This is a genomic window from Ruegeria lacuscaerulensis (assembly GCF_013034685.1).
Taxonomy (GTDB): domain Bacteria; phylum Pseudomonadota; class Alphaproteobacteria; order Rhodobacterales; family Rhodobacteraceae; genus Ruegeria; species Ruegeria lacuscaerulensis_B.
This window is the reverse complement of record NZ_WQGO01000004.1, coordinates 398430-415005: the sequence shown is the minus strand read 5'-3', so window position 1 is coordinate 415005 and position 16576 is coordinate 398430. Positions and strand designations below refer to the sequence as shown.

The 16576-nt window shown below is 57.8% G+C and carries 15 protein-coding genes; 14 read left to right on the top strand and 1 reads right to left on the bottom strand.

The annotated features are described in order from the left end of the window. Positions 1 to 396: 396 nt before the first annotated feature. Together GOV80_RS13185 and GOV80_RS13180 are read left to right on the top strand one after the other, a co-directional pair. Positions 397 to 1008, top strand: a complete 612-nt coding sequence (locus tag GOV80_RS13185) for a sugar transferase (protein ID WP_237215821.1) — start codon at positions 397 to 399, stop codon at positions 1006 to 1008. 32 nt (positions 1009 to 1040) lie between these two features. Next, the gene (locus tag GOV80_RS13180) at positions 1041 to 2324 is read left to right on the top strand and encodes a polysaccharide biosynthesis/export family protein (protein ID WP_170785329.1); all 1284 of its coding nucleotides are present in this window, start codon (positions 1041 to 1043) and stop codon (positions 2322 to 2324) included. Between the two features lie 101 nt (positions 2325 to 2425). Here the strand turns inward: GOV80_RS13180 and GOV80_RS13175 are convergent, their stop codons facing one another. Then, the gene (locus GOV80_RS13175) at positions 2426 to 4654 is read right to left on the bottom strand and encodes a GumC family protein (protein ID WP_170785327.1); all 2229 of its coding nucleotides are present in this window, start codon (positions 4652 to 4654) and stop codon (positions 2426 to 2428) included. A gap of 268 nt (positions 4655 to 4922) precedes the next feature. On the opposite strand from GOV80_RS13175, the gene GOV80_RS13170 reads away from it, so the two are divergent. The 12 genes from GOV80_RS13170 (at position 4923) to GOV80_RS13115 (ending at position 16572) form a co-directional block, all read left to right on the top strand. After that, positions 4923 to 5723, top strand: a complete 801-nt coding sequence (locus GOV80_RS13170) for a WecB/TagA/CpsF family glycosyltransferase (protein ID WP_170773028.1) — start codon at positions 4923 to 4925, stop codon at positions 5721 to 5723. 54 nt (positions 5724 to 5777) lie between these two features. Next, on the top strand, positions 5778 to 6659 hold the full coding sequence (locus GOV80_RS13165) for a sulfotransferase family protein (RefSeq protein ID WP_170773026.1): 882 nt from the start codon (positions 5778 to 5780) through the stop codon (positions 6657 to 6659). A 3-nt stretch (positions 6660 to 6662) separates the two neighbouring features. Further along, positions 6663 to 7634: a sulfotransferase family protein gene (locus tag GOV80_RS13160; protein WP_170785324.1), complete on the top strand. Its 972-nt coding sequence runs from the start codon at positions 6663 to 6665 to the stop codon at positions 7632 to 7634. Then, entirely contained in the window at positions 7624 to 8589 is a 966-nt protein-coding gene (locus GOV80_RS13155) for a glycosyltransferase family 2 protein (protein WP_170785322.1), read from the top strand. The genes GOV80_RS13160 and GOV80_RS13155 overlap by 11 nt, the downstream gene beginning before the upstream one ends. A 1-nt stretch (position 8590) precedes the next feature. Beyond that, positions 8591 to 9517, top strand: coding sequence for a glycosyltransferase family 2 protein (locus GOV80_RS13150; protein WP_170785320.1), 927 nt, complete (start codon positions 8591 to 8593; stop codon positions 9515 to 9517). Between the two features lie 31 nt (positions 9518 to 9548). Continuing rightward, positions 9549 to 12083: a glycoside hydrolase family 9 protein gene (locus GOV80_RS13145; protein ID WP_170785318.1), complete on the top strand. Its 2535-nt coding sequence runs from the start codon at positions 9549 to 9551 to the stop codon at positions 12081 to 12083. A 148-nt stretch (positions 12084 to 12231) separates the two neighbouring features. Beyond that, entirely contained in the window at positions 12232 to 12666 is a 435-nt protein-coding gene (locus tag GOV80_RS13140; RefSeq protein WP_170785316.1) for a hypothetical protein, read from the top strand. Beyond that, complete coding sequence (locus GOV80_RS13135; protein ID WP_170785314.1) at positions 12663 to 13322, top strand: MotA/TolQ/ExbB proton channel family protein; 660 nt, start codon at positions 12663 to 12665, stop codon at positions 13320 to 13322. The genes GOV80_RS13140 and GOV80_RS13135 overlap by 4 nt, the downstream gene beginning before the upstream one ends. 31 nt (positions 13323 to 13353) lie before the next feature. Further along, positions 13354 to 13680, top strand: coding sequence for an ExbD/TolR family protein (locus GOV80_RS13130; RefSeq protein WP_170785312.1), 327 nt, complete (start codon positions 13354 to 13356; stop codon positions 13678 to 13680). After that, the gene (locus GOV80_RS13125) at positions 13677 to 14054 is read left to right on the top strand and encodes an ExbD/TolR family protein (protein WP_170785310.1); all 378 of its coding nucleotides are present in this window, start codon (positions 13677 to 13679) and stop codon (positions 14052 to 14054) included. The genes GOV80_RS13130 and GOV80_RS13125 overlap by 4 nt, the downstream gene beginning before the upstream one ends. After that, positions 14051 to 15217, top strand: a complete 1167-nt coding sequence (locus GOV80_RS13120) for an energy transducer TonB family protein (protein ID WP_170785308.1) — start codon at positions 14051 to 14053, stop codon at positions 15215 to 15217. The genes GOV80_RS13125 and GOV80_RS13120 overlap by 4 nt, the downstream gene beginning before the upstream one ends. Positions 15218 to 15558: 341 nt before the next feature. Beyond that, complete coding sequence (locus GOV80_RS13115; RefSeq protein ID WP_170785306.1) at positions 15559 to 16572, top strand: porin; 1014 nt, start codon at positions 15559 to 15561, stop codon at positions 16570 to 16572. The last annotated feature ends 4 nt before the right edge of the window (positions 16573 to 16576 follow it).

Here is a 16576-nt window from a genome sequence, read left to right as displayed (position 1 = left end):
TGTTCACGAAATTGTGGTCGTTTTGTTAACAGGTGGTTAACAAAATCGTTGTCACATCAGACCATTAGTGCGAGTATCTAGCGGGGTAAAAATCCTGACCGCACATCATGTGTGAGTCGGGAGAAAACAAAGGGTGGGTTGTCGCGTTCGTGTGCGGCGTTCCCCAAATCTATTGAGCGGATAGTAGTCAATCGTTGGGTCTTTGCCTTGTTTTTTGGGGCAGATTCCCAAGCGGGTGTGTTGCGCGGCTGGAAGACTTGTTGGCGTGATTTTAGTCCGTTGTGTTAGTTTTTGGGGGTTATTATGAACCAAATACGAGGTTCTTTCCAATTAGAAGAATCGGAAATTTATAAACCAAACCAAAGTTCTATTAAGGTCTGTGACGAGTTCTCCAATTTGCGGAGCTTCTACGCTGTCAAAGGCAAGCGTTTGCTGGATATTTTGTTGGTTCTAATCGGTCTGCCGTTTGTGCTGCCGGTCATGTTAGTGATTGCCGTCTTGGTGAAGTTGGATGGCGGACCTGCCATCTATCGCCAAAGCCGTGTTGGAATCGGCGGTCGCGAGTTCGACTTCCTCAAGTTCCGGTCGATGGTTTCTGACGCAGAGTTTCAACTTCAGAAACATTTGGCCGAAAATCCAACCGCTGCGTCCGAATGGGAAACAAAGCAAAAGCTGGACAACGATCCGAGGGTCACAAAATTCGGTCGTTTCATCCGTATGACCTCGTTGGATGAGTTGCCTCAGCTTTGGAATGTTCTGATCGGCGACATGAGCCTTGTCGGCCCACGTCCGATGATGCCGCAGCAGCAGGAATTGTATCCGGGGCGCGAATACACGCTGATGAAGCCAGGGATCACCGGCTTGTGGCAGGTGTCCGAACGCAACGAGGTTGAGTTCTCGCATAGGGCGATCTTCGACAGCGATTATGCGCGAAATCTGGGCTTCTGGTACGATCTGAAAATCCTGTTCCGCACGATCGGTGCCGTTTGCAATGGAACCGGCTGCTGATCCCGAACTGACCGACGATAGGATGATGGCTTATGAAACGCAGATTTAGAAACCCAGCGTTGCGCCTGTCCACCGCGTACCGCGCGCTCGGATTGTGCACCCTGCTAGCGATGCCAATGTCGGCGGCGGCGGATTTCAACCTTGAGCCAGGTGACAAAGTCCGTGTGACTTTGACGGGTTTGCAAGATCTGTCCTTCGAAGCGGCGATTGATGCCCATGGCGAGGTCAACCTGCAATGGCTGGGCCAGTTCCAAGCGCAAGGTCTGTCGACGGATGCGCTGGAGCAGTTGGTACGTCAGGACGCAGCGGGCAAGATCGTCAAGCAATATGACCAGAATGGCGAGATCTATATCATCCAGTTGGACGGAGATGAGATCGAGATCGCCCGCAATGGATACCGCCCGATTATCATCGGCGGCGATGTTGCACGCACCGGTCAGATCGACTTTCGCCCCGCCATCACTGCGCGCGAGGCGGTTGCCTTGGCCGGGGGGGTTAGGAGCCGGCTACTGGCCGATGATGTCACCATTGACCCGATCCAACTGCTGCGCTGGCAGACCACCTATGGTCAGGCTGCGTTGCAACACGCACAGGGGCTGGTGACTGCATGGCGCGCCTCATCCGAGTTGGCGCAAGATATGGATCTGGCGCCGCCCAGTCAGGCCAGTGTTTCTATATCTCCCAGGGTCTTGAAGGAATTGGTGGCAGAACATGTCCGGATTCGCACCATCAATCAGGAAAACGAAGCAGGTGAGCGCGCCTATTTCGAAGATGCCCAATTTCAGGCGGCCGAGCGGATCCGGATTCTTGAAGAACAGAAAGTAGAGCTTGCCAAGGCTGTCGCGGCCGATGAAGAGGAAGAGGCGCGCGTCGTTGCGCTGGTCCAAAAAGGCCTCGCGCCGGGGTCCCGTATGGCCGATACGCGCCGTACGACCGTTTTGTCTGCAACCCGTTTGTTGGAGGTTGAAGAGGATCTGGCAGCTACAAGCCTGATCCTGACCCGTCTGAAACGCGATCAAGAGCAATTTGATCAGGAACGGTCGCTTCGGTTGTTGCAAGAGCGTCGCGCCGCTAGCTTGTCCGTCCGTGATGCGCGGCATCAGATGGATACGATCTCGAAATATCTGGCGGGCGCGTCGGATGAGATCGGAACCGAAAACCTGATTACGGATATTGACTACTCGGTCACGATCTTTCGGGTGGTAGACGGACAACTGCAACAGTTGGGTGCAGACAAACTGACCCAGTTGTTGCCCGGTGACAGCGTAGAAGTCTCGGTGCAGGAGATCACGCAAGAGGTCCCTCTGACCGAATAGCACCAAAATGCAGCTGGCTTACAACGGGCGTGAGGTCTTTGACCCGCGCCCGCTTCGTTTTGCGAGGTCGGAGTGCCGCCCCTTTGCTTTGGACTGGTCTTTTATCCTAGAATCGGGTCGCCGTAGTGTCGGACCTGTTTCATATCGACCCGCGTAGCCACCAGGGCCGAGGGGCGAACGCCCGCATTTTCCAATTCGCGCATTGCCTGCAGGACCGTGTTCCTATGCGTGCTGTTCCAGCGCGCAAACAGGATCACCCGATGCGAGATTTGCGACAGGTAAGCCGACTCGACCGCGCGCAACAACGGCGGTGTATCCAGAAGGATCACTTCATACATGTCGGACAGCGAATAGAGCAGGTTCAGGAAGGCCGGAGAGCACAGGAACTCACCCACTTCTTTGGCCTGAGCCTCGTCTTCCAACGGTCCGATCAACGGCAGGATATCCAGTCCGTCTTGCGGGGTGCTGACGATGTTGTCCTGAAACGACGCTGGGTGCTTTGCCCCGTGTTTCAACCCTTCGACGGACAGTTGCGATAGGTCGCGATAGGTGGAAGTGACCGTGTCGCAGTCAATGATCAACGTCCGATATCCGGCTTGCGCGCAGACCGACCCGATCAGCAGTAGGCCGGATGTTTTTCCCTCATCCGGTACCGCTGACGCGCCTGAAAAGATCATGCACCCATTCTCGGCAAAGCGCTGGCCGTGTTTGCTATCGACATTCTTGGTAAAGAACTCGGCCGCTTGAGAGGTGGTCAGCTCACTCTCGTTGCGTAGGGTACGCAGACCGATATCGCTGCTGGCCAGAAGCTTACGCCCGAAATGCAGCAACTCTGGGTCCAGCTTTCCGTCATTAGTAAAGAAGGTCTCAAAGGGGGGGTCCTTTCGAACTTCGGGAATGATTGCCGAAAGTTTGACGCCCGTAGTGTTTTCAAGCTCATAGGTGGTTCTGAGGCGCGTTTGGAACAACTCGCGGATCACGGCAAAACCCAGGCCACCGAAGATCATTGCAATCATGACCCCGATTGCCATTTGCGCTCTTTTCGGCTCGGATGGATCGACCGAAGCGCGTGCAGTTTCGATAATGTGGGCCCCTGCATCCAGGTAATCACCCTGTTCGGCCCGGCGCCCCAGTTGCGAAACAAAGTCACGATAGATTGCTTCTGCCACAAGAATCTCATTCTCGATCCGCTTGGTGACCGAGTCATGCTGAACCTGGCGTACCTGTTGGTCCTTGAACGTGTTGATGCTGATATTCAGTGTGGCCAGCTGTCCGTTCAGAATTTCCGTTTTGCGCTGTGCTGCTTCCAACGCACTGTCCAGAACCGCTTGCGCGTCATCTGAATTATTGGCCGTGCTCTGCGGTACCAGCGCCGATTGAACGGCGAATTCTACCGCTTCGGCGACATTGCCATTGTCCCTGAGCAGTTGGATGGTGTTGGTCTGTTCATCCAGCACAAACAGTTCTTCATTTACCAGCCGGGCGCGTTTCTCGGCCTTGATGCGCTGTGCCTTGATGGTGGCGTATTCCTCGGGTGAGTAAGGCGTTTCGACCGAATGTGCCTCAAGATCCGAGATGAGCTTGTTCAGGTCTTCGCGTATCTGACCGATCCGCGTTGCCAACCATTCCTGCGACTGGCTTAGATCATCGCGTTTCATGCGCGTCAGGACAAATAGGTACTCATTGGCCAGGCTATTGGCGATGACGGCTGCTTTTTGCGGCGTTTTCGCAGACACGCGAATTTCGTACACGGCCGAGGTTTCGCCGATCTGTTCGATGCGGCGTGACTCCAGCAATTTCTCGATGGTCGCTTCGCGCTGCATCTCTTCCAGGGTTTGACCACTGTCGCCACCCTCGTCCGCGTCATCCTCCCCGCTGAGTGCACTGACCAGCCCGTTTTTCAAACGGCGCGCCAAGGCAATAGGAGAAAGGGTAAAGCCAGTTTCAGCACCCGAGAATTCCGGATCCGTATGCAGTTCCAGACGATCCACGACATTTTCGATCAGATCGGTCGAGCGCAGAAGTTGCAACTCACTCTCAAGCGATGTCAGGGAAAGGGGCAGGCCCGATACCTGCGGCGTAAACTGCGTTTCGGTCTGAACGCGGGTCTCGATCATGACCTTAGCGCTTGAGGTGTATTTCGTGTCCGACAGGTAGGACAGCAGATAGGCGGTCACCCCGCCCAGAAATCCGACCAGCAATATCCACAGGATCGAACGTCGGATCGCCCACGCGATATTCGACAACACCCTAAGTTCGGGATCGCCGGCCGGAGCCTGGCCGAAACCCGTCAATTCAACATCCAATCCTCGGCGATACTGATCAGTCATAACTAATTAACAATCTGAAACACGGACTACAGAAAACATAGGCCCACAAACCTGTATTCAACAGAGAAAACCGCATATGTCGTAAACAATGTGCTAAGTTTCGGAGGATTGATGACTAATTCGGTGCGGCTTGCCTGCAATTGGTGCGAAGTAGGGTCAATTTCCAAGATGAACGGAAGATAAACTCTAATTTAATAGTAAGAATCGCTGCGGCTGTTACTTTGAGTCCAGCGTCGAGTGTTACCTGGTGATTTTGGAACGAGTATTGATGAACAAGACGGTCGAAATGCGCTTGCCGCACATATTGGTCGGAGGGGTACCCGTCGCGCAAGCCGGGGATGAAGACCTGACCAAAGCAATGGCGGAAGATGTGCTCAAACGGCGATCTGGCGCGTTGACACGTGCGGTGACTGTGTTCAGCTCGAATGCGCATGCCATATCCACCTATGCCACGGACGAAGGATTTGCCCGTGTGATGGATTCGGCCGATATCATCCATGCGGATGGCCAGATCGTCGTCTGGGCGTCTCGTATGGCGCACGGAGAGGGCGGAGTGCCCGAACGTACCGCAACCACAGATTTCATCCACTCGGCGGCTAAGGTCGCTGCTAAAAACGGTCTCAGCTTTTACCTGCTGGGCGCGACCGAAGAGATCAACCGAGATTGCGCAGCGCGCCTGCAAGAGATGTATCCCGGTCTTGTCATTGCCGGGCGCCGCAACGGGTATTTTGATCCTGCCGATGAAGAGGCGGTGATTGCCGATATCAATGCGAGCGGTGCGGATATCTTGTGGGTGGGGCTCGGCAAGCCGAAAGAACAGTATTTTGCCGCCCGTATCGCGCCGAAGCTGACGCAATGCGCCTGGGTGGTGACCTGCGGGGGGTGCTATCACTACGTGGTTGGTGACTACGCCCGAGCACCGCGATGGATGCAGTCCATGGGATTGGAGTGGTTGCACCGTATCGCGACAGGTCCGGGCTACCTGCTCAAGCGATACTTGCATACACTACCGCATGCGTTGAGTATCGTTGTCAGGAAGGACGTGTTTACAAAGTTTTTACGCCGGTGACGGCATGGGTAAAGTTGTCAAGCCATAGGGCCTGTTTTTCGAAGGTATGAGTGAGTGACGAAGACAAATTTCATCGGGATTGGTGTCCAAAAAGCAGCCACCACGTGGTTGCATCACGTGCTTTCCGAGCACCCTTCGGTGCGGACCAGCGAAACGAAAGAGCTCAATTTTTTCAATGCCCGTTACGATTTGGGGTTTCAATGGTATGAATCCCGCTTCGACCCGGCTGAGCCGGGCGTTATCCGGGGCGAATGCTCGCCCAATTACTTCTACAGCCGTGATGCCGCACAACGGGCGTGGGATTATAACCCCGACTTCAAGTTGATCTGTATTCTGCGGGATCCGGTCGAGCGGGCGTTTTCAAATCATCTGCACGAGATCCGCAAAGGTCACATTCCGCCCGATACGTCGTTTGAAGATGCGCTGCCGCTGAACCCAGCCTACACGCTGCAAAGCCACTACAAAGCAAACCTGCAAAACTGGTTGGACCACTTCAACAAAGGCGCACTGCTTGTCCTGCTGTCCGAAGACGTGGCGAAAGATCCCCAGGGAACCTATCGGCGCATCTGCGCACATTTGGGTGTCGCGCCCGAGGAAAACCCCTCGGCGATCACCGAACGTCATCACGAAACTATCGTATACAAAAACCAGGCCGTTCAGAACACGCTGCGCAAAGGCGGTTCCGTTCTGCGTTCGCTTGGGTTGGCCAGGCTGGTCAAAGGGATGAAGAAGGTCCCAGGTCTGAAACAGGCTCTGGCTATGAACAAACAGCATCTGAAAACAAAAGTGCCGCCACCCACACCCGAAACTCGCGTGATGTTGGCCGAGCAATTCCGTGACGACATGGAGTTTGTCGCGCAGTTTCTCGGGCGCGACAATCTACCTTGGCCCACTTGGCAACTTTTGCCACCGATCAAGACGGGAACGCACGGGTAAGATATGGGCGTCCGGGATACAGCACGGATTTTTGGAGACCTGCGCATCAACCAGATCACGCGTATGGCCCGCCGCATTTTGGGGGCCCGGTTTCTGGATAGCCGGGATTTCATGCCGCCGGTCTCTGCCGAACAGGGGGCGCATCTTGCCGCCCTCGCGCGCAGGGCGCGCGGTGACATCCGTACTCCGATCCTGATTTTTGGCGTGTTGCCCCGGTCGGGGACGAATTTTGTGCATGATCTGGTGGGAATGCACCCTGACGTCACCGCCGATCCCGGCAGGCTCTATGAGTTTCCGCTGCTTCACGCGGCTGGCGACGCAGCGGCCTTTTCGCGTGATTTCCTGCGGTACTTCCCGCGCAATGAGGAAGTGCTGGGGCATTATGACATGCTGGCCATGCTGGCTGGGGCATGGTTCCGCGAGTTGCAGGCGCAGGCCGAGGGGCAGCACATACTACTAAAATGCCCGCATGTGCAGGACCTGTCGCTGGCACGCTATATCTTTCCCGACGCCAAGATAATTCTGTGTCTCAGGGACGGGCGGGACGTGCTGGACTCCTCGCTCAGAACGTTCTCGCGGTTTTCCCTGCGCAGCAAAAATTTCCGCCAATTGGCCGATGAATGGCGTTTGGGGGCCGAGGCGATTCTGAGTTTCAGCAGCGGCGGCCCTAATGAAAACGCTGATACGATGGTTGTCCGATACGAGGATATCGTCGGCAATACGCCCAGCCACGTGCAGCAGATGCTGGACCATATCGGGCTGGAGGCCGCGCGCTTTCCTTGGGCCGAGATCGACAAGATGCCGGTGCGGGGGTCCTCGCGTTCAACCGCTGCGAACGAACAGCGTTGGCAACCGCAGGCAAAGACCGCGGATTTCAACCCGGTAAAGCGCTGGGCCGAGTGGCCGGACAGCAAGAAAGCCCGGTTCGACAAGTTGGCCGGACAGGCGCTGGAGCAGGCGGGTTATGAGCGCTGATGCCCACTATAGCACGCGACCTCATGTTGCCATTTGTATCGCAACCTACCTGCGGCCTCATGGGCTGAAGGCGCTGATCGACAGTCTGAACGCGCAAAAGCTTGAGGGTCGGGATGCGCGCGTGACGCTCGTGATTGCCGACAACGCGCCCGAAGCCACGGCGCAAGCAGAGTTGGGGGATATTCACGCCCTTACGCGTTGGCCGGTTATCTATGTGATTGAACCCGCACGCGGCATTGTTTCGGCCCGGAACCGGACGCTGGCCGAGGCGCCGTCCGACGCGGACTATATCGCGTTTCTGGATGATGATGAGGCGGTCTCGGACCAATGGCTTCTGCAGATGCTGGACACGATGCAACTGCCGGACACGATTGCTGCGCAGGGCCCGGTCGAGCCGAGGTTCAGAACCCCTCCGCCGGGCTGGGTCGAAGCGCTGAACCTGTTTCGAATGGGGCCGTATGAGCAGGGCGCTGCGCTGGTGTCAGCGGCGACGAATAACTCGATGGCCGATGCACGCGTCATTCGCGACCGCAACATGCGCTTTGATACCCGGTTCAATATCACCGGCGGCGAGGACGAAGAGTTTTTTTCGCGCATGCGCCAATCAGGCGGTGTGATCCGGGCGGCGGCGCAGGCAATGGTCTGGGACGACGTGCCTGAAAACCGCGCGACGCTGAAATGGCTGGGACGGCGCTGGTTTCGCAAGGGCAACACGCTGGGGCGCATCGCCCTGATCCGGCGCAAAGGCGTCGCAATGCGTGCGGTCAAAGGGGTGGGTGCCATCGGATGGGGCTGTGTGATGTGTCTGTGCCTGGGGTTCGGCTCGAAACCCAGATGGTATCGGGGCTTGTTGGAGATCTATCGTGGCGCCGGGATGCTGGCTGCCCTGATGCGGGTGGAGTTTGCCGAATACAGTGCTTCGGCCGTGCAGGTCGACCGGGTCGGAGGCGGCTGAAATGACCGACCCCGTGCCCGAGTTTTCAATCATCATCCCCGCCCGCAACATGGAACGGTTCGTGACGCAGACGCTCGACAGCGTCAGCAGCCAAACCCTAACCGCGTTCGAGGTGATCTGTATCGATGACGGCTCAACCGACGGCACACGACGCATCTTCGATGCTTACGCACAGAAGGATGCCCGGTTTCGGCCAGTGTCAGGCCCGGCAAAAGGCGTCAGCGCCGCCCGCAATCTGGGGCTTGAACAAGCCAGTGGCGCGTTTGTTCTGTTTCTGGATGCGGATGATCTGCTGCATTCTGAGGCGTTGCAGCGGTTCCACGCATCGCTATCGAACAGCGACGCGGTTGGTGCCGTTGCGGGCGTTCAGCGGATCAACGTCGACGGCGAAGATTTGCGCGGCGCGGACAATCGCGCGCTGATCCCCGAACAGGATCAATTGGCGGCACTTTTGCGCAAGAATTATGTGGTCAATGGTGGCGCGCTGGCTCTCAGAACGCAAGCAGCGCGACAGGCCGGGGGCTATGACACCAGCCTGAAAAACGGCGAGGATTGGGAGTTCTGGAGTCGCGTCGCGCTGGAAGGTCGGTTTGAGGTGGTGCCGGGCCCTGCGCTGTTGCTGTATCGGCAGGTGGCCACCGGGGCGAATTTTCAGACCCGCGACACGGGGTTTACCCAGATGGCGCCTTGCATCGAAAAGATCGCCAATAATCCCGCGATGCAGCAGAAATTCGGCGCGCAGCTGCGGCGTCTGCTGCGCGCGCGTGAGATTGACCGCTATTGGTCCAATGTCCGCAATCAGTTCCAATATGGCCGCAAACCTGTGGCCTTGTTGGAAGGGCTGCGCGGAGTGATTATGTATCCTGACAGCCTGTTTCGCCCAAAATTGATCTGGCGCTTTGTTCGCAGTCTTGATCGTAGGGTGTAAAACAGTCGCATCGAAGCAAGGAATACAGCCAATGGGACTCACACGGCGCGCAGTATTGCTGCAAGGAACGGCTCTGGCCTTGTCTGCGCCCTTTGCCCACACGCTGGTTTCCAGTGTCGCAGCAGGCGAGCTTCCAGACCCTGTTATGGGTTTTTTGGGCGATAGCGTGGTCCAACTGACGGTGATGGATACGATGTTCGACCTGCCGCAACCCGTTGTCGTGACGGCGCAGGACCGGGCTAATTGGACCCTAGATACGGGCAATGCCTTTGGCGCGCGTGGAAAGCTGAACGGGGAAAAGGGCAATTTCTCGGGTCGTCAAAGCGAAACACAGCCGCAGTTTTTTACTCCATGGCCACAGATAACCAAGGGCAGCCGCAAAGGCGGTTTTCGCCAAGGCCCTCAAGAGGCGCCGACCGCCGCCTTGGCCGACCAGCCCGCGCAATGGCTGGTTCAGGTCGACGGCCAGCCCGCGACGATCCGGTCGCTTTATCGAAAAACCACCCCTGTTGCGACGCGCGCCATTGGTGTCAGGCGATGGGAAAGCACCAAGCGGCACCAACTGACCTTTGTGCTGGACCGCGTTATTCCCGACGGTTCGACTGTCTCGTTGAACGGGCCGTCTGTGACCAAAACCGCGGCGCGGAAACAGGCCGAGACTTTCAGCGAATCCATCCATCTCTGCCAGCAAGGCTATCCAATACTAGGCCCTAAAAAGGCCTATGTCGGAAGCTGGTGGGGTCATGACATGAACAATCAGGGCGGCAATACCGATGCGCTGTTGTCCGAACAGACGGTTTGGCGCCTGATCTCGACTGAGGACGGGGCCGAACTGCGATCGGGGCGATTGCGACTGGCCAAACCGGGGTCCGAGCCGCATGGGCAGGACCTTAACTATAATGGCTGCGATGTATATGAGGCCGATTTCTCGGACCTTGATCACATCGGATCGTACTACATTCAGGTCGACGGGGTCGGGCAGTCGTTTCCGTTCGATGTGACGCAAAGGGTTTATGACGGGGCGTTGCGGCTGGCGGCGCGGTGGTATTTCCACCAAAGATCAGGCTGCGCGATTATCGACCCTTATGGCGAGGGCCGCACCCGCCCGCGCAACGGTCATCCCGAAGATGGGCTGACCGTCTGGCAGACCGGCGTCAAACTGGGTGACACGCGCGAAGGGTATGGCAAGGCCTCGGCCGCGAAATCCCTGGCGCAACAGGCCGAGGCCTTGGGGGTCGAAGACTACCCCGACGCGTCCCAGATGACTGCGAACCCGGAGGCGTGGGGCGGTTGGCACGATGCGGGTGACTGGGATCGCCGTATCCAGCATATGAACGTGGTCTATCACATGGCCGATCTGGTCGAGACCTACCCCCATATCCGCGCTTTGGCACTGAACCTGCCAGAAAGCGGAAAACCTTTCGCGCATGGTGATGTTGCAGCTCGAAAGAATGACCTGGACCGGGGGGATGGCGAAACCGTACTGCCAGATCTGATCCACGAAGCGCTGTGGGGGGCCTCGATCTGGCGGCGCACGCAGCAGCCGGATGGCGGGATCATCGGTGGCGTTGAATATTCCAGCAGCGGGATTTTGGGCTCGGTCTCGTGGAACCCGGTTCAGGTGACGTATGCCTATGCGCCAGAGGACTGGGCTGCGTATCGGTTTGCCCATGGGGCCGCTAAGCTGGGCCATGTGATCAAGACGGTTTGCGGGGACGCAGCCCTTGGAGATGCGCTGATCGACGAAGCACTTCGCGCCTGGCTATGGGCAGAACAACAGCCGGTGCCTGAAAATGAGGACGGGCAGGGCGATCCGCGCGCCGATGTCTCGCGGGCGCGCATCGCCTCGGCCTCGGTCTTATACCGCGCAACAGGTCATGCCGCCACGCGGCAGGTGTTCGAGGATTTCAACCCGTTCGAACCCCGTGCCGAGACCCCGCTGGAGGGCGTGCGACCAGAGTTTTTTGCCAATTCTTATTTAGACTACGTCAAGGCGGGGCGCGAAGGGCGGGCCACGGATGCCAAGCTGGTTGCCGCGATCGAAAATTGGATCAAATACCGCGCCCTGAACGGCAAGCGGATGGGTCAGGATTTCGGGCTGCACAACACGGATTCTTATGTTTGGGGGCGGGGATGGCTGCGGTTTGGCCCCGGCTCGAACTGGCGGGCGGGGCAGATAGCGCTGCAATACGCAGCAACGGGCAAAATCCCTGCGGAATTATTTGCAGCGGCGGTCGAGGGGATGTGGTTCGGGATGGGCTGCAACCCGGCCAATGTCAGTTTCGTGCAGGGGCTGGGTCAGCGCAGCTTTGCCGACCCTTTGCTGACCGACCACTATGGTGATGAAACCATTCCCGGTCAGATCAGCTTTGGCGTGGCGGGTGGCAAGCTTAACGAATGGGAACTTAAAAAGGTCGAGGGTGCAATTTATCCATTCAATCAGGACGAATGGCCAATATATGGGCAGATATTCGAAAGCCGCAGCATCGCCATAACGGCTGAACACGGGATGAAATCCAACGCGCTGGAATGGCTGCTGGCTTGCGCCCTGGTCACATCGCAGTAACTCGAGCGGCGCGGTGGCGGAACTTTGCGTCAAATCACAAAGCTGTCGGGATGGCTTTCACCTACGGACTGTGTTGGATATGTGTAACTGAATGTCGGCGGAACGTCGCAGGCCTTCGGACCGCAAGAAACAAATCAGGAGCACGCGCATGTTGTTTCTCCGCCGGACAGTTGCCGCTGTTCTTATCGGCACTTTGCCTTTTGCAGCGTTGGCGCAATCTGATCAGTCCCAAACGGGCGGATTGCAGATCGAACTCAACACTATGCAGGATACTGGTGAGGCCTGTCGGCTGACCTTTGTGGTGCAAAACGACACCGGCACCGCGATTGAGACGGCCAGCTTTCAGACCGTGATCTTCGATGCGGAAGGTACGGTCGAGCGTCTGACGCTGTTTTCATTCCGCGATATGCCAAAGGATCGCGTGCGGGTGCGTCAGTTCGATCTGACCGGTATCACCTGCGCCGGGGTGGGGCAGGTGCTCTTCAATGGCACAAGCTCTTGTCTTGTAGACGGTGCCGACAGCCCGATCTGTGACGTGGCCCTGACGCTGAGCAGCCGGACCGATACAGAGGTGTTGGGATGATACAGGCAATAGAACAGATCCTTGAACTCGGCGGGCCGGTTGTTGCGATCCTGATTGCGATGTCCGTGGTGACGCTGGCGGTGACCCTTTACAAACTCTGGCAATTTGCAGCCTCGGGCGTGGGGCGGCACCGGGTGTTGTCGCAGGCGCTGGCGGCATGGGATGATGGCGACGTACAAACCGCCCGCGCGCGTCTGGCCAAAAGCCGCAGCTATCTGGCCCCGCTGGTCGAGGTGGCCATGGACGCGCCAGAAACCCCCGGCCTGGATCAGCGTCTGGATGCCGAGGCCGGTCTGGCCTTGGCCGGGTTGGAACGTGGGTTTCGCTTGCTGGACACCGTGGCGCAGTTGGCTCCGCTTTTGGGTCTGTTTGGGACGGTTCTGGGCATGATCGAAGCGTTTCAGAGCCTGCAATCTGCGGGCTCGTCCGTTGACCCGTCGTTGCTTGCAGGCGGGATCTGGGTGGCGCTGATTACCACTGCTGTCGGCCTGGCGGTGGCGATGCCCACCTCGATGGTGCTGTCCTGGTTCGAAAGCCGCACCGCGCGGGAACGGGTGTTTGCCGACAAGGCGCTGCGGACCATTCTTGTGCCTGGTCAAGCAATTCCACTGCCTGACGCACCTCAGACCATGGCTGCCGCGCCCGGACATGCGTAACCGCGCGCCCTTTGTCCGGCGGCCCCTGTCGATGACCCCCCTCATCGACGTGATCTTTCTGTTGCTGCTGTTCTTCATGCTGACCTCGACCTTTTCGAAATTTGCCGAAGTCGAACTGAGCAATGCGACCGGCGGCAGCCAGCCCTCGGACACACAGACCGAGCGGTTGTTCGTTCAGCTTGGCCCCGACCGTCTGACGCTGAACGGGGCCGAGGTCACGTTAGACCAACTGACCGAACAGGTTGTGACTGGGCAGGTGCTGGTCAGCCTTGATCCCGACACCACCTCGCAACGTTTGGTCGATTTGCTGGTGCGTCTGCGCGGGCGCGAAGACCTCAGCGTGTTGGTGCTGGAATGATCCGCTCAGGTACTCCGCGTCGCAAGCGCGACTCCACGATTCCTTTGATCAATGTCGTGTTCCTGATGTTGATCTTCTTTCTGATCACGGGAACGATCGCTACGCCTCTGGACCCCTACCTAGAACTTGTGAACACCTCGGAACTGGAAGGGCGAGAGCCGCCGGATGCACTGGTGCTGCATAAGGACGGAACGCTCAGCTTTCGCGGCAACGCCATTCTGCCCGAGCTTTATATGGAAGGGCGCGAACCCGGTGCCGTCCGCATCGTACCGGACCGCGAGGCCCCCGGCGCGCGGCTTATTGAAATCACCGGCCAGCTTCGCCGCCTTGGGGCAAGTTCTGTCTTTGTCGTGACGGAAAAGGCGCTGCAATGATCCGGGGTTCGGTGGTCATCGCCGTCGTAGCCATTCTGGTGTCGTTGATCCTGCACCTGATGGGGTTGCTCTATACTGCGCCGCGACTGGCCGAAGACGGCAGCGAGGCGGCTGCGCAGAACTCAGTTGAGCTGGGCAGTAGTTTCGAAGACCTCGCCGAGGAGGCTGAAGAAGCCGTTGAGCCGGAACAGGCCGAAGCGCCCGAGCCCCCCGCCGAGGAAGAGCCGGTCGAAGAAGAGATTCCCGAAACCCCCGAGGTTCCCATCAGCGAGGCGCTGGTCGCGTCGGACAACCCCGAAGAAAGTTTTGCCCCGGATCTGGGAGAGGCCGAAGTCGTGCAGCCCGAGGCCACTGAACCAGTCGAGCCAAACGTGGCTGAAAGTGTAGACGGGACCGATGGCGATCAGTCCGCCAGCGAAGAGGCCGACGAAACTCCGCCTGTTAAGGTGGCCGAACGTGCCGAAACGCCCGAGGGCGATCCGGATGCTGCGGCAGAATCGACTGAACCTCTGGAAGAGGCGCAGCCTGTCGAGCCGGCGCAGGAACAACTGGCTGCTTTGCCCCCGACTGAAGCTGCGCCGGTTCCCGAGGCGACGGCGATTCCGGTTGTTCCGTTGGAAAGTGAGGCGATTGAACCGGACTTGCCCGAAACGGCGCTGGAGCCGGTTGAAAACGACGCGCCGACCGAATTGGCTGTCACAACCTCGATCCGCCCGCAGCGCCCGGAACGGCAGCCTGTTCCTCAACGACGGGGTATCGCCAACGGCGCACGTGATTTCAGCAACCTGCGCTTCCCTGCACAAGAGATCGAGTCGCCTTTGACGGCCTATCGTCGCCGGGGCGTCGACGCGTTCACATCCGGCAATAGCGGTACGCGATCAGGCGGTCGCGGGCCGGGCAATGCGAATGAAACCAACTACGAAGGGCAGGTGCTGGTGCATCTGAACCGAGCACCGCTTGTCTTTGTGTCGGCCCGAGGGTTCGCGCAGGTGTTTTTCCAGATCAACCCCGACGGCACGCTGGAATTTGTCGAAGTGGTCGACAGCTCGGGCTCGCGCGAAGTGGACCGCGCTGCCCGCGAACAGGTACGCGCCGCTGAACCTTTCCCCCGACCGCCAGGAGGCGTAAGCCGCAAGCTGTCTTTCTTCTACACCAGCAATTGATGCCTTGCCCAATCGTCGAATCGGATTTCCGTCGCAAGGCAGGTCAAACATCCAAGGTGCCAGGTTGATTTTTCCAACATGGGTGACGCGATTGATTTGCAAGAAGTCAGGAAGATTTTTGTGGATCACAGCTGCGTTATCAGCCTGGAGAATGCGCAAAACCATCATAAATAGGGGACACTCGCTGCATCGCCAGAAGCAGATGGATGCATAGATGCAACAGAGCACGATATGCTGGTATTTGGACAAAAATTACATATTGCGTATTTTTTGTAAATCCACGAAAGGAGCGTCGGGCGCAGCTTTGCGGCCATCCTCCTCTCGAAATTTATGGATTTACCATGAAAAAACTCCTCATCGCATCGACTGCACTGATTGCGGCCACAGGTGCCGCCTCGGCGGAAATAAAGTTCAGCGGCTTCGCCCGCTTTGGTATCGGCTACGAAGAAGATCGCTCTGGCGACGTTACCAATTTCAACACCGCTGGTGGCGTCGTTACCTCGACGGACACTGCAAATGTTGACACTGACGACACGATCCTGATCTCGCGGTTCCGTCTGAACATCGACGGGATTGTCGAAACGGACAGCGGCGTTGAATTTCAGGCACGCGTCCGGTTGCAAGCCGACGAAGACAACGGCAATGGCGAAGCCACTGAGGCGGGCCTGAACGGCGCGCGTTTCTCAGTTCTCTACGGTGGGCTGCGTGTCGATGCCGGAAACGTGGCAGGTTCGTTTGACAACCTGGATGACTACTTCGGCAATGAACCGGGCCTGGAAGAATTCCTTGGTCAGTATGTTGGCGTCAACTACGAGTTCCTCGAATACAGTTCGACGGGTTCGGGCGCGAACGCGGTGTTCGCTCAGTACCAGCTTGGCGACCTGAGCTTTGGCGGTTCATATGATCAGGAAACTGTTGCTCTGAACGGGTCTGATGAAAGCACCGACCGCTGGGATATTTTTGCGTCATACTCGTTTGACGCCTTTACCGCTTCGGTCGCCTATGGTGAAAAAGATCTGGTGAATGGCGACGACGAAAGCCTTACTGTTCTGACACTTGGTGCAGAATTGGGTGACTTCTACGGTACTTTGTTCCTGGCGGACGATGACGTCGCGGACGATGCCGAGAATGGCACCGCCTATGGTTTCTCGGCCTCGTATAACGTTGGAGCCGCGACAACGCTGTTGGTCGCTTATGGTGACGGCAACGCGGATGATGACGAGCGCAACATCGGTGTTGGCGCAATCTACGATCTGGGCAACGGCGCATCGCTTCGCGGCGGTATCGGCGAGATCAAAGAAGGCGACGAAGATGGCTTTATCCGTGCCGATTTTGGTGCGCGCTTCAACTTCTAAGTCG